Genomic DNA, 13,622 nt, shown 5'->3' on the forward strand with positions numbered 1-13,622 from the left:
CATTATATCATACATGCAAACATTTAAGACCGATCGATATTGAATTTATGAAAACAATGCCTTTAACTCAAAGAATTGAGTTAGAAGGTGCTGATCCTATTTTAATTGCTCATGGTTCACCAGAGAACTGTTATCAGGGACTTTATAAAGATGATCCGGAACTATCTAATTGGTTTGAAAAATTTGAAGAAAAGCTTTTGATTGTTGGACATACTCACACTCCTTTTATTTTGAAGCAGGAAGATCGAATGATTATGAATCCCGGATCTGTTGGAAGCAGTGTGATTGGGGATAATCGCGCTCAATATTTATTGTTAGAATGGAATGAATATGAATGGATGCCTACTCAAAAATACATTGCTTATGATTATACCTTAGAACAGCAGCGTATGATTGATTCAAAATATTATGAAGATTGTTTTTATTGGGCTGCGGCTGGTTTTAAAAATTTAGAAACGGGCGTTAATGAAGTCTTGGCTTTATTGTTAAAAGCGATTGAGATTGCGGGACATGAGCGACCAACAGAAGAGGATTTTGCCAAAGCCGCTGAATTATTGGATATTTCCCCTTTACCCTAGCAAATTTAAGATAAAATCATAAGATAGAGTATCCTTTATTAATGGAAAGGATGATCTGAATGGATAAATTATTAATATTTTTTGGAAGTATTATTGCTTTGTGTGTTCTTTATTATTTATGGGGGCGATACAAGCAAATGCGCATAATAAAAACAGACAGCCGCTATCAGTATTACAAGACACCAGAAGATACTCTATTATTTGACTGCAAGGATTGCCGCTGTACTGAGCATTATTTAATTATCAAGACTGGAAAAAAAGCTGTGCTTTGCTATGAAGATGTATTATGGATATGTCCTTATCAACATAATTTTATTGCCTCTAAAGATGTTGGACGTATGATAAAAGCGTACAGTAGAAATGGAACAGAGTATAAAGTGATGTATGGGGCAAATGAAGATTACAGAGATTTTGAAATTTTTCTTGAAATTATCAAAGAAAAGAATCCCGGCTGTATCATTGGCAACAGTGAAGAAGATTTGAGACGATACAAACAAAAAGTAAAATATCATGAATGAAAAAGAGGAGATTATTATGTTATATTTACTTGCTTTTTTCGGAATTATTTTGTTAATTGTTTTTATTAAATATTTGTATGTTCGCCATTATCAAAAAAATAAGTTAACTCATGATGTAAAATATCGCTTTGCCAACACTTCTTCAGATAAAGAAATTTATGATTGTCCGGACTGTCGCTGTACTGATCATTACATCTATACCAAAGCTGGGATCAAACGCATTATTGCATATGAAGATATATTATGGGTGTATATTTTTAAACAGCAATTACTTACTTCCCGTACTTTTGGATTGACAATGCTTGTTTATACAGCAGATGGTAAGAATTACAAGATTATGAATTCATCGGGAACCGGAAAAAAGATTATGCGTTCATTTAATACTGTTTTAGATATTATTAAAGAAAAGAATCCTGATGTCTTGGTAGGGGAAACAGAAGAAAACAAGCAAAAATATTATGCTCGATTAAATTAGCAAGATTACATGTTGAAAATTCTTCGTTTAGAAACTACAATAATAGTTGTAATCAAAAAATACTATTATAGGAGGACAAAGTAAATGAAAAGATTACTTAGCTGTCAAGCAAGTGAAATGCTGAACATGAACGGGAAAGAATTGAAACAGGCAATCATGGCAAGTGAAGGCAGAACTGTTATTACTGAAACCGTAGTTGCAACATCTCCATTATTAGGAGGTATTACAAATGCTGAAGTAGCAGCGGCTTTTGGATCAGACATGATCTTATTAAATGGATTTGATGCTTTAAATCCACAAATTGGAGGACTTCCTGAAACAGATGAACCGGTTAAATTATTAAAAGAATTAATCGGACGTGTTGTGGGATGTAACTTGGAGCCTGTTGATGTGAATGCGGACATGATGGAATCAAGAATTGAAATTTCAAAGGGACGTCAGGCAGTCAAAGAAACATTTATCGCAGCCGAAAAATTGGGATGTAACTTTATCTGTTTAACAGGAAATCCTGGTACCGGAGTTACTAATAAAGCGATCGCTGAAGCGATTAAAGTAGCTAAGGAAAACTTTACCGGATTAATCATTGCCGGGAAAATGCATGCAGCCGGAGTAAATGAACCTGTTGTAGATTTAAAAAGCATTGAAGAATTCATTGATGCCGGAGCTGATGTGATCTTAATGCCTGCCATTGATACAGTTCAAGGTCTTAGTGAAAAAGAAGTAGCAGATGCCTGCCGTTTAATCAAAGAAAAAGGAGCTCTTTCTTTAACCGCAATCGGAACCAGCCAAGAAGGTGCTGATGTCGATACAATCAGAGAAATCGCCCTAATCAATAAACGTGCCGGAGCTGATATTCAACATATCGGAGATGCCGGATGGTCTGGTGTCGCTATTCCAGAAAATATTATGACCTTATCTATCGCAATCAGAGGCAGACGTCATACTTATTTCAAAATGGCTCAATCTATTAAACGATAATATATAAAAAGAAAAAGCTTAGTTGGATAATTCCAGCTAAGCTTATTTTACTTTCTTGTTTTCATCATAGATGATCGTTAAGCAACGATCTCTTCCTTCACCAACACTTTGTGTTCTTACATAGTTCATTTGAGAAATGACCTGATGCATCACTTTTCTTTCATCTGCCGGCAATGGATCTAATTTCATATCCACATGTGATTTTTGAACACTTCTGGCAAAACGCTTTGCCATCTTTTCAACTTTCTCATATCGATCCGCTTTATAATGATTAATATCAACATCTACTTCATAACGTTTCTTGAAAGTATTTTGAACGGCATTTTTAACGATTACATTAATCGCTCTTAAAATTGCTCCGGCTTTACCGATAAATAAAGGATTGTGATCTGTATTTAGATTTGCTTTAATACGATCATTTTCAAAACTCATTTCAATTTCAATCAATGATAATTCCATATCAGTAAAGATTGTAAACAAATAGTTTCTTACAAATTCAATCACTGTATTTAAACAGTAAGCTTTAATTTCTACTTTCTTTGAAAATAAACCTTTTTTTTCAAAAGTGACCTCATAAACAAGATCAGACTGCATGCAGTTTAAATCACTGCATGCACTGTTCATTGCTTCTTCTAAAGTTTTTCCGGTATATGTTTTAATCATAATGAACACCTACTTTTTATTTTTTTTGTCTAAATAAGTTCTTGGTGTATCATCTTCTATTTTAGTCGTGTGATTATAATGGATATATAACGCTCTTAAAATAGCAATCACTGATGTTGTGATCCAATAAATTGACATTGCTGAAGCCATTACTAATGACATGTATACGATCATAACGATCATGAAGATATTCATGTATTTCATTGATTTCATTGCCGCATTAGGACGATATCCTTTTTGTTTCTTCATTAAAATCTGATTGATTTCAACTGAGAAATATTGAGTAATTCCTAATATAACAACAAGCACAATGTATGGCCATTCAGAAATATGCGACATCGGTGTTTCACCAAGATTGAAGCCTAAGAAATTGTAACTGTATAAAATTTCTATACGCTGTACTGCCTGCCACATCGCAATCATGATAGGGAACGATAAGAACGGTAGGAATGAAGCCCCCATACTAATATTGTTCTTCTTATATAAAGCCTGAAGTTCTGCAGACATTCTCATTTGACTTGCCTTATCACTTCGTCCTTTATATTTTTTCTGAATTGCTTCTTGTTTAGGTTGAATCAACTGCATTTTTTGAGCAGAGATCTGAGATTTAATCATTAACGGTAAAGTTATTAAGTTAATAATAACTGTTGCTAAGATAACCCCTAATGCAACCCCCATAAAAGGTTCTACAAACAAGATAAATTTAGCGATTGGAAATACAAATAAGAAATCGAAAATTCCTGCTTGTATGCTCCATGGTGTATCACTTGTGATAGCACGACCTGGAAGTAATTGGTTATTAGCATCTAAGTTTTGCGTACATCCGGTCAGAACTACTAATATAAATACTAAAGATAAAACTTTAAGTATTTTTTTGTTTCTTGAGTTCATGTTTCCTCCTATCGATTCGATAATGTTTTCTTTTTTAATTTCATCAAATCTTGCTTATTTTCGTCAAATGTCTTGTATAAATATTGATTTCGAACAATTATCACGTAATCTACTGCCTCATTCATATCAAAAATAGCATCTACCATACTTCTGACTTGACGTTTAATCTTGTTTCGAATCACGGCATTTCCCAATTTTTTACTTACTGAAATGCCGACTCGACTATGATCAAATTCGTTACTCTTAAAGTATACTACAAATTGTTTGGAAACAACACTATTCTTTTTTTTAATAATTGTCTGAAAATCTTCGTTGCGCTTAACTCGATATACTTTTTTCATTTTTTAGAAAAAAAACCACATAAATGTGGATTTTTTAATTAAGCTGATAATACTTTTCTTCCTCTTTGACGGCGACGAGCAAGCACTCTTTTACCACCAACAGTAGCCATTCTAGCTCTGAAACCGTGAGTTTTTTGATGTTTTCTTTTATTTGGTTGATATGTTCTTTTCATATATTGCACCTCCGATTTTTAAAATATTCTTTTTATACACAATAACATATGCCCATTCATTTTATACGATATTATTCAATAAGTCAATTAAATAGTAAAAATTATCTTCTATTTTTCACTACTTTTTAGTTATTCACAAAGACACAATTTTTCATAATAGAGTTATTCACATCTGTGGAAAACTAAAAAAATTATTGTAAACTCAATACTTTTTATTGTGAATAACTCTATGAATAACTAAAAACAGGACATAGTTTTCCACATTACTCACATTTGTTCACATGTGAATTAAAAGTTGTTCACATTTAAAATAATGCAAATTTGTGGAAAACTTATATTTTACCTATATAATCAATACTTTTTAATGTGAATAAGTATGTGGAAAAGTAATGTGAATAGATTTCTTGCTTTATTTTTTATTCACATTTTATTATACTTATAAATGTAGAAATATAGAAAGGAAGGTGAAAAAATGGATTCTTTAGATAAAATTTGGGAACAAGTCCTAGAAAGCTTTAAAATTACATTAAATGATGATAAAGCTTTTATCATTTTCCGTGATCTATCGCTTATTTCTTTACAAAACAATATTGCATTGATTACAACCAGCTCAGATCTTTATATTATGATGGCAAAAAACTATAAAACTGAGATTGAAGAGATATTAAATCGAATTGTAGAAGGAAACTATACGATTCAATTTATTAATGAACGAGAATTAATGAATAATGAACAGGAAGAAGATAAAAAACCTGAAATTGTTTTTGAAGATCGTTTAATTGAAAACTTCACATTTGATTCATTCGTTGTCGGAAGCTCGAATAAAATTGCCCATTCTGCCTGCGTTGCTGTCAGTGAATCTCCGGGAAAAAGTGTATATAATCCCTTATTTATATATGGAAATTCCGGATTAGGAAAAACACATTTAATTAATTCTGTTGGAAATCAAGTCAAAAAATATCATCCCGAATATAAAATCTTATATTTATCTGCGGTTGATTTTGTTAATGAATATGTAGATAGCATTAAAACCGGTAATATTGATTATTTTCAAGAAAAGTACCGGCTTATGGATCTATTGTTGATTGATGACATCCAATTTTTAGTTGGGAAAGAAAAATCAAATGAAATATTTTTCCATATCTTTAATAATATGACAAACAATAATAAGCAGATTGTCATTACCAGTGACCGTTTGCCGCAGGAATTAGATGGCTTAGAAAATCGTTTAATCAGCCGTTTCTCTTATGGGATGCGTGTAGGGATTGATACTCCTGAATTTGAAACCGCACTAGCGATCTTGAAAAAAAAGATTGAACTGCAAAGCTTTAATTCAAATATGATCGATGAAGAAGTATTAAGCTATATGGCAAGTAACTTCGCTAAAGATGTTCGTGAATTAGAGGGGACACTTAATCGCTTGATCTTTGAATCTATCTTAGAAAAAGTAGATCATATTGATATGAAATTTGCTTTGAAATCATTTAGAGATGATATTCAGGTGCATCAAGTTAAAGACCAGTTAACTACTGAGACTATTATAAAAACAGTCGCTAACTTTTATAACTTAACGCCGACGCAATTAATTTCTAAATCAAGAACGGCTAATATTGCTTTAGCGAGACACATGGCAATGTTTTTGATTCGTGATCTATTAGATGCCTCATTTGTATCAATAGGTGAAGCATTTGGCGGACGCGATCATTCAACAGTAATGAAGGCCTGCGATAAAGTAGAAGAAAATAAAAAAACAGATCAAAATTATCAAATTGCGATCTCAGAACTTAAAAAAATATTAATTTAGTTTACACACCTTTATCAACATTTTATTCACACTAAAAATTTATCATTTAAGTTGATAAAATGATAATAATTTGAGTTATTCACATTATTCACAGTCCTTATTATTATTATTTAAAGACTTATATATAAAATAAATATATAAAAGAGGAGAAAAAAGATGCAATTTAGAATACAAAGAATTGAATTACTTAATGCTTTATCTAAAGTATCAAAAGCGGTTTCCAGTAAAAGTCCATTACCTGTATTAACCGGAATTAAATTTGAAATCATAGATGGTCGATTAATACTTACAGGTAGTGATTCAGATATTACGATTCAAACTATTATTGAAGAAAAAGAAAATATTTTAGAAATCGTTAAAGAGGGAGCAGTTGTCCTATCATCACGTTTTATTTCTGAAATCATCAGAAAGATTGATTCTGAATTTGTTACATTTGATATTATTGACGGTTCATTAACAAAAATTACAGGAGATAACAGTGAATTTAATCTAAACGGAATTAAATCAATTGATTATCCAAAAATAGATTTAAACAAAACAGGAGAAAACTTTAAAATTAATTCTGTTTTATTAAAGAACGTGATTGATCAAACCATTTTTGCTACCAGTGATAAAGAAGCTCGTCCGACATTAACCGGAGTTAACTTTAAATCTTCTGTAGATACTATTGAATGCACAGCAACAGACAGCTATCGCTTAGCCAAAAAATATATCGATGTTGAAGATAACTTAGTTTTTAATATTACAATACCCGGTAAAAGTCTAAATGAAATCTCTAAGATCATCGAAAAAGATGAAGTCATTGATATTTATATTACGGATCGTAAGATTTTATTCGTCTTAGATAATGTTTTTATTCAAACACGTTTAATTGATGGAACATTCCCTGATACTTCTCGTTTAATTCCAACGTCTTATGACTATGAATTAAATGCAGATAGTCGTGAATTATTGTCTGCGATTGACAGAGCATCACTATTAACCAGTGAAAGTGCCAATATTGTTAAATTAACGATGGATAAAGAAAATGTAACAATTTCATCTTCATCTCAGGAAATCGGATCTGTTGAAGAACATCTCACAAGTGCAATCTATGAAGGAGAACCTTTAAATATTTCATTTAGCGCTAAATATTTAACAGATGCTGTCAGAGCGATTGGTTCTAATAAGATCACTATCTTCTTTACCGGTCAGATGAAACCATTTGTTGTAAAGAATAAATCTGATTTATCAATCATTCAGCTTGTGCTTCCAGTAAGAACATATTAATCTGGATTCACTTTTATGCCTAATTTATCTTAACGAGTGCTTATTAAGCACTTTTTTTCATTTATACGTGCTTTTTCATCATTTTTATACTTAAGTATCAATTTTGTTTAAAATCCTTATATCGGCAAAAAATGATGATTTTTTATTACATATGTGATATAATACCTTTGGCTTATTATGAAATTAAAAGAGGGATAATATGAAAACCATTAAAATAAGAGATGAATACATTACTTTAGGTCAAGCTTTGAAATTAGCTTCTCTTGTAAGCAGCGGTGTGGAAGCAAAAATCGTTGTGCAAGATGGATTAGTAAAAGTCAATGGGGAAACCGACTGTCGCCGCGGAAGAAAATTGCGCTCCGGAGATAAAGTTGAATTTAACCATCAATCTTTTATGGTTGAATAATGAAAATTAATTCTATTTCATTAACACATTTTCGTAATTTTGATTCTTTCCATTTAAATTTTGATCATGATATTAATATTTTTATTGGAAAAAATGCTCAAGGTAAAACAAATCTCATTGAAAGTTTTTATGTTTTATCTCTTTGCCGTTCATTTCGCACGCATATTACCAAGCAGATGATTCAATTTGATCAGCCATTTGCAAGGATTCAGGGAACCATTCAAGCCAATCATCGAAATTTAGACTTGGAAGTTATCTTGAATGATCAAAATAAGCGAGCAAAGGTTAATGGCAATGATATTATGAAAACCAGTGAATTTGTTGGCTATTTAAATGTGGTTGTATTTACACCGGATGATCTGTTTTTAGTCAAGGGAGGTCCTGGTCAAAGACGCCGTTTTATTGATTTAGAATTAAGCAAGGTATCACCCATTTATTTATTTAACTTATCAAAATATAATCGTTTGCTTAAAGAAAGAAATAAATTTCTAAAGCTGATGAAGGAAAGAAATAGTAAAAGTGATCCTTATTTAGAAGTTCTAAATGAACAGTTAGCCGCACTGCAGGTAGATATTATTAAGAAAAGATTGAATTTCATTAATCAATTAACGGCTCTTTCAGAAGTCGTTTACCAAAAGATAGCAAACAATCATGAGCATATTCGTTTTAAGTATAAGTCGTTTATCGCTCTTGATTTCGATACCTTGTATGAAGCAATATTGAAACGATATGAAAGAAATATCGAACGTGATATTCGTTATACAATGACGCAGGATGGCATTCATAAAGATGACATGAAAATATTTATAAATGATCATGATGCTTTTGATTATGCTTCACAAGGACAGCAGCGAACAATCGTGTTAGCTATTAAAATTGCGTTGCTGGAATTAATACGCATTGAAATCGGAGAATATCCGGTTTTACTATTGGATGATGTGTTATCAGAACTGGATGAATCTCGAAAAGGGATGCTGTTAAATCTCTTGAATCAGAAAATTCAGACTTTTATCACCACTACTTCACTGGATGATATTGATCAAAAAATATTAAGGAATGCCAGTGTATTTGTAATAGAAGAAGGAAAATTGAAGGAGGAGTAATAGATGAGCGAAGAAAAAGTAGAACATAGCTATGATGAATCGGACATTCAAGTCTTAGAAGGATTAGAAGCTGTACGTAAACGTCCGGGAATGTATATCGGATCTACATCTACAAGAGGGCTTCACCATTTGGTTTGGGAAATCGTCGATAATGCAATCGATGAAGCATTAGCCGGGTATTGTACTGAGATCAATGTTATTTTGGAAAAAGACGATATTGTAAAAATTACGGACAATGGTCGTGGGATGCCAACCGGAATTCATGCGAAAACCGGAAAATCAACGGTTGAAACTATTTTTACTGTCTTACATGCCGGAGGTAAATTCGGCGGCGGCGGATATAAAGTATCCGGTGGATTGCATGGGGTTGGTGCCAGCGTTGTAAATGCTTTATCAGAGTGGCTGGAAGTGTACGTTCATAATTCTCGTGATGGCAAACTTTATTATCAGAAGTTTGCTAACGGAGGAAAAGCAGTAGAAGATTTAAAAATGATTGGTGATACAGATAAGACCGGATCAGAAGTTATTTTTAAAGCAGACCCGACTATTTTTACAGAATCTACTACTTATGATTATGAAACTTTAAGAGATCGTATTCGTCAATTGGCCTTCTTAAATAAAGGTTTAAGAATTGTTTTAATCGATCGTCGTCAAGATGAAGAAAAGAAAACCGTATATTATTATGAAGGTGGAATTAAAGAATATGTTGCTTTCATCAATAAAAACAAAACACCGATTCATGATGATATTATTTATATGGAAGATGAGCAGGATGGTATTCAAATAGAAGTAGCGATGCAGTATAATGACGGCTACCAACCAAATATTTATTCTTTCTGTAATAATATCAACACCATTGAAGGTGGAACTCATGAAGAAGGGTTCCGTTTAGCCTTAACAAGAGGCATTAATAACTATGCGAAAGCAAAGGGATTAATGAAGAAGGATGATGATAATTTAACTGGAGACGATGTGCGTGAGGGATTGACTTCAATTATTTCTGTAAAGCATCCTGATCCGCAGTATGAAGGACAGACAAAAACAAAGTTAGGTAATGCAGAAGTGCGTCGTATTGCCAGCAATATTATATCTTCTGAACTTGATAAATTCTTATTGGAAAATCCTGATACGGCTAAGATCGTAGTAGAAAAAGCGTTGCTTGCTTCAAGAGCGAGAATGGCAGCTAAACGTGCGCGTGAAATGACACGTCGTAAAAGTGCTTTGGAAGTCAGTTCACTTCCCGGTAAATTAGCAGACTGTACATCAAAGGATCCAACAATTTCAGAAGTATTTATCGTCGAAGGGGATTCAGCAGGGGGTTCTGCAAAATTAGGACGTGATCGTAATACGCAGGCAATTTTGCCATTGCGTGGTAAAATTTTGAACGTTGAAAAGGCAAGATTGGAAAGAATATTGACTAATGCTGAAATTCGTTCAATGATCACTGCATTTGGAACCGGAATCGGAGATGAATTCGATGTTTCAAAATTACGTTATCATAAAATTGTTATCATGACCGATGCCGATGTCGATGGAGGACATATTCGTATTTTAATGCTGACATTCTTGTATCGTTATTTACGTCCACTTGTAGAACAGGGATTTGTATATGCCGCTCAGCCTCCTTTATATCTGTTAAAGCAGGGAAAAGAAGAACATTATTGTTATAGCGATGACGAGCTTGACCGTTTAAAAGAAGAATTAGGACCCAATGCCCGTTATACGATTCAGCGTTACAAAGGTCTTGGAGAGATGGATGCCGAACAGCTTTGGGAGACAACCATGGATCCTGAACGCCGCGTTTTATTGCAGATTACTGTAGATGATGCAATGGAAGCTGATCTAATATTTGATATGCTAATGGGGGAAAAAGTGGAACCTAGACGTGAATTCATTCAAGAAAATGCAAAGTATGCAACAAATCTTGATGTATAAGGAAAGGAACAATTATGGAAGAAAGAGGAATAAAGCAAACTAAATTAACACAAGAAATGAAACGTTCATTCTTGGAATACTCAATGTCCGTTATTGTCGCTAGAGCTTTACCCGATGTTCGCGATGGGTTAAAACCAGTACAAAGACGTATCGTATACGGAATGAATGAATTAGGTGCTTATTGTGATAAACCGTATAAGAAGTCTGCCCGTATCGTAGGGGAAGTTATGGGGAAATACCATCCTCATGGAGACTCTTCTATCTATGATGCCTTAGTCAGAATGGCACAGGATTTCTCATATCGCTATATGTTAGTTGATGGACATGGTAACTTTGGATCAATCGATGGAGATGGGGCTGCCGCTCAGCGTTATACCGAAGCAAGAATGTCAAAATTATCTATGGAAATGGTTCGTGATATCAATAAAGAAACGATTAACTTTATCGCCAACTATGATGGCGAAGAACAAGAACCAGAAGTATTGCCAGCAAGATTTCCTAATCTAATTGTTAATGGATCAACCGGGATTGCAGTTGGAATGGCAACCAATATTCCCCCACATAATTTAGGGGAAGCGATTGATGCAGTTTTAGCAGTTGCGAAAAATCCTGATATTACCGTTACAGAATTGATGGAGGACTATCTGCATGGACCGGATTTTCCGACCGGAGCTTACATTTTAGGAAAATCTGCCATAAAAAAAGCTTATGAAACAGGAAACGGTCTTGTTATTATGCGTGCTAAAACAGATATTGTTGAAAGCAGCAATGGTAAAAAATCGATTATTGTTAATGAATTGCCTTATCAGGTTAATAAAGCAAGACTGATTGAAAAAATTGCTGAACATGTAAGAGAAAAAAGAATCGAAGGGATTACGGATCTGCGTGATGAATCAAACCGTGAAGGAATCCGTGTTGTTATTGAATTAAGAAAAGATGTTCAGCCGGAGGTCTTATTGAATCAGTTATATAAACTGACAGCATTACAAACAACTTTTGGTGTTAATATGATTGCTTTGGTTAACAATGAGCCTAAAACTTTAGGAATCAAAGACATTATCACAAACTATTTGGAACATCAAGAAGAAGTTATTCGCCGCAGGACTCAATTTGAATTAAGAAAAGCGCAGGAAAGAGCGCATATCTTAGAAGGATTAAAGATTGCTTTAGACAATATTGATGCAATTATTAATTTAATTCGCAGTTCAAGAACTACTGAAGATATCCAAGGACGCCTAATGAGTGAATTTGGTTTATCAGATAAACAAGCGAAAGCTATTCGTGAAATGCAGCTGCAGCGTTTAGCCGGTTTGGAAAGAGAAAAAATCTTAAACGAATATCAGCATTTATTAGAAGTGATTGCAGATTTACAAGATATACTAAATAATATTGAAAGAATTATTGCGATTATTGAAACAGAATTATTAGAAGTTAGAGATAAATACAGTGATCCAAGAAGAACAGAAATTATTCAAGGAACATTTGACTTAGAAGATGAAGACTTGATACCAGTAGAAGATATCATTATTTCACTGACAACAAATGGTTATGTTAAACGTCAGCCGGTAGATACTTATAAAACTCAAAATAGAGGAGGGCGTGGTATCAAAGGAATGGCAACAAATAATGACGATGTGGTTGACCAAATGATTAACATGGGAACACATGATGATCTGTTATTCTTTACAAACTTTGGTAAAGTATATCGTTTAAGAGGATATCAGATTCCTGAATTTGGACGTACTGCTAAAGGATTACCAGTTATTAATCTATTGAATCTTGATAAAGATGAATCAATTAAATCTATGATCAGCATTTCAAGAGAACATTTCAAAGAAGAAAACTTTACTGAAAGGTACTTATTCTTTGCTACTAAAAAAGGATTAGTAAAACGTGTCAGTGTAGAAGAATTTGAAAATATTCGTCAATCTGGTAAAATTGCCATTACATTGAAAGAAGATGATGAATTAGTAACAGTTAAAATGACAAGCGGACAAGATGAAATTTTAATTGCTTCTTCTAATGGTAAATTGGTACGTTTCGATGAAAGTGGAGTACGACCAATGGGGCGTACTGCTTCCGGAGTAAAAGGTATTAATACTGATGGCGGCTATGTTGTGGGTATGACAACAGATAAAGAAGGACAATATATCATGGTAGTCACAGAAAAGGGATATGGTAAAATGTCTCCAATCGATGAATATCGTAAATCTAACCGTGGCGGTAAAGGGGTTAAAACTTTGAATGCCACAGAAAAGAATGGTAATATTGTTTCATTAAGAGCTGTTAATGGAGATGAAGATCTTTTGATCATAACCGATGCAGGTATTATTATTCGTTTACCAATGGATCAGGTTAAAACTGCCGGACGTAATACTCAGGGAGTTCGTTTAATCAAAGTTGCTGATGGATCTAAAGTTTCAACTGTTGAAGTTGTTGAAAAAGCTGAAGCTGAGGATGAAGGAGAAACAATAGAAGAATAAGATTA

Annotated in this window: 14 protein-coding genes; 10 read left to right on the top strand and 4 right to left on the bottom strand. The window is 33.2% G+C overall.

Annotated elements, in window-relative coordinates; genetic code table 11:
• From ACLRVU_RS03765 to ACLRVU_RS03780, 4 genes are all read left to right on the top strand, one after another.
• Positions 1 to 578: metallophosphoesterase family protein (locus ACLRVU_RS03765; protein WP_412890766.1), on the top strand; the 578-nt coding region annotated here is incomplete at its 5' end.
• Between the two features lie 59 nt (positions 579 to 637).
• Positions 638 to 1,096, top strand: coding sequence for a hypothetical protein (locus tag ACLRVU_RS03770; protein WP_412890767.1), 459 nt, complete (start codon positions 638 to 640; stop codon positions 1,094 to 1,096).
• 16 nt (positions 1,097 to 1,112) lie between these two features.
• The gene (locus ACLRVU_RS03775; RefSeq protein ID WP_412890768.1) at positions 1,113 to 1,571 is read left to right on the top strand and encodes a hypothetical protein; all 459 of its coding nucleotides are present in this window, start codon (positions 1,113 to 1,115) and stop codon (positions 1,569 to 1,571) included.
• Positions 1,572 to 1,655: 84 nt separating this feature from the next.
• Complete coding sequence (locus ACLRVU_RS03780; protein ID WP_412890769.1) at positions 1,656 to 2,549, top strand: haloacid dehalogenase-like hydrolase; 894 nt, start codon at positions 1,656 to 1,658, stop codon at positions 2,547 to 2,549.
• A gap of 42 nt (positions 2,550 to 2,591) precedes the next feature.
• Here the strand turns inward: ACLRVU_RS03780 and ACLRVU_RS03785 are convergent, their stop codons facing one another.
• From ACLRVU_RS03785 to rpmH, 4 genes are read right to left on the bottom strand one after another with little or no spacing between them, the layout of a single operon-like run.
• Positions 2,592 to 3,212, bottom strand: a complete 621-nt coding sequence (locus ACLRVU_RS03785; RefSeq protein WP_147549911.1) for a R3H domain-containing nucleic acid-binding protein — start codon at positions 3,210 to 3,212, stop codon at positions 2,592 to 2,594.
• Between the two features lie 9 nt (positions 3,213 to 3,221).
• Positions 3,222 to 4,103: a YidC/Oxa1 family membrane protein insertase gene (locus ACLRVU_RS03790; RefSeq protein ID WP_147549908.1), complete on the bottom strand. Its 882-nt coding sequence runs from the start codon at positions 4,101 to 4,103 to the stop codon at positions 3,222 to 3,224.
• A gap of 8 nt (positions 4,104 to 4,111) precedes the next feature.
• The gene (gene rnpA, locus ACLRVU_RS03795; RefSeq protein ID WP_412890770.1) at positions 4,112 to 4,444 is read right to left on the bottom strand and encodes a ribonuclease P protein component; all 333 of its coding nucleotides are present in this window, start codon (positions 4,442 to 4,444) and stop codon (positions 4,112 to 4,114) included.
• Between the two features lie 38 nt (positions 4,445 to 4,482).
• On the bottom strand, positions 4,483 to 4,617 hold the full coding sequence (gene rpmH, locus ACLRVU_RS03800; RefSeq protein ID WP_041140299.1) for a 50S ribosomal protein L34: 135 nt from the start codon (positions 4,615 to 4,617) through the stop codon (positions 4,483 to 4,485).
• Between the two features lie 472 nt (positions 4,618 to 5,089).
• Between rpmH and dnaA the strand changes: the two genes are divergently transcribed.
• The 6 genes from dnaA to gyrA all read left to right on the top strand — a co-directional run bounded on the left by dnaA (position 5,090) and on the right by gyrA (position 13,617).
• Positions 5,090 to 6,421 carry a chromosomal replication initiator protein DnaA gene (dnaA, locus tag ACLRVU_RS03805; protein WP_147549903.1) on the top strand — a complete coding sequence of 444 codons (1,332 nt, stop codon included), beginning with the start codon at positions 5,090 to 5,092 and terminating at the stop codon, positions 6,419 to 6,421.
• Positions 6,422 to 6,577: 156 nt separating this feature from the next.
• Entirely contained in the window at positions 6,578 to 7,690 is a 1,113-nt protein-coding gene (gene dnaN / locus ACLRVU_RS03810; RefSeq protein ID WP_412890771.1) for a DNA polymerase III subunit beta, read from the top strand.
• A gap of 199 nt (positions 7,691 to 7,889) precedes the next feature.
• Positions 7,890 to 8,096: an RNA-binding S4 domain-containing protein gene (locus ACLRVU_RS03815; protein WP_412097020.1), complete on the top strand. Its 207-nt coding sequence runs from the start codon at positions 7,890 to 7,892 to the stop codon at positions 8,094 to 8,096.
• Positions 8,096 to 9,199: a DNA replication/repair protein RecF gene (gene recF / locus ACLRVU_RS03820; RefSeq protein ID WP_412890772.1), complete on the top strand. Its 1,104-nt coding sequence runs from the start codon at positions 8,096 to 8,098 to the stop codon at positions 9,197 to 9,199. The genes ACLRVU_RS03815 and recF overlap by 1 nt, the downstream gene beginning before the upstream one ends.
• 3 nt (positions 9,200 to 9,202) lie before the next feature.
• A complete protein-coding gene (gene gyrB / locus ACLRVU_RS03825) occupies positions 9,203 to 11,134 on the top strand; it encodes a DNA topoisomerase (ATP-hydrolyzing) subunit B (protein ID WP_412890773.1) in 1,932 nt (643 codons plus the stop codon).
• Positions 11,135 to 11,148: 14 nt separating this feature from the next.
• Positions 11,149 to 13,617: a DNA gyrase subunit A gene (gene gyrA / locus ACLRVU_RS03830; protein ID WP_412890774.1), complete on the top strand. Its 2,469-nt coding sequence runs from the start codon at positions 11,149 to 11,151 to the stop codon at positions 13,615 to 13,617.
• Positions 13,618 to 13,622: the final 5 nt, after the last annotated feature.

It is taken from the genome of Beduini sp., assembly GCF_047239305.1.
Classification (GTDB): domain Bacteria; phylum Bacillota_I; class Bacilli_A; order Erysipelotrichales; family Coprobacillaceae; genus Beduini.

Coding starts and splice junctions, on each gene's coding strand:
- ACLRVU_RS03770 (WP_412890767.1), top strand. CDS start 638: ATGGATAAATTATTAATATTTTTTGGAAGTATTATTGCTTTGTGTGTT.
- ACLRVU_RS03775 (WP_412890768.1), top strand. CDS start 1,113: ATGTTATATTTACTTGCTTTTTTCGGAATTATTTTGTTAATTGTTTTT.
- ACLRVU_RS03780 (WP_412890769.1), top strand. CDS start 1,656: ATGAAAAGATTACTTAGCTGTCAAGCAAGTGAAATGCTGAACATGAAC.
- ACLRVU_RS03785 (WP_147549911.1), bottom strand. CDS start 3,212: ATGATTAAAACATATACCGGAAAAACTTTAGAAGAAGCAATGAACAGT.
- ACLRVU_RS03790 (WP_147549908.1), bottom strand. CDS start 4,103: ATGAACTCAAGAAACAAAAAAATACTTAAAGTTTTATCTTTAGTATTT.
- rnpA (WP_412890770.1), bottom strand. CDS start 4,444: ATGAAAAAAGTATATCGAGTTAAGCGCAACGAAGATTTTCAGACAATT.
- rpmH (WP_041140299.1), bottom strand. CDS start 4,617: ATGAAAAGAACATATCAACCAAATAAAAGAAAACATCAAAAAACTCAC.
- dnaA (WP_147549903.1), top strand. CDS start 5,090: ATGGATTCTTTAGATAAAATTTGGGAACAAGTCCTAGAAAGCTTTAAA.
- dnaN (WP_412890771.1), top strand. CDS start 6,578: ATGCAATTTAGAATACAAAGAATTGAATTACTTAATGCTTTATCTAAA.
- ACLRVU_RS03815 (WP_412097020.1), top strand. CDS start 7,890: ATGAAAACCATTAAAATAAGAGATGAATACATTACTTTAGGTCAAGCT.
- recF (WP_412890772.1), top strand. CDS start 8,096: ATGAAAATTAATTCTATTTCATTAACACATTTTCGTAATTTTGATTCT.
- gyrB (WP_412890773.1), top strand. CDS start 9,203: ATGAGCGAAGAAAAAGTAGAACATAGCTATGATGAATCGGACATTCAA.
- gyrA (WP_412890774.1), top strand. CDS start 11,149: ATGGAAGAAAGAGGAATAAAGCAAACTAAATTAACACAAGAAATGAAA.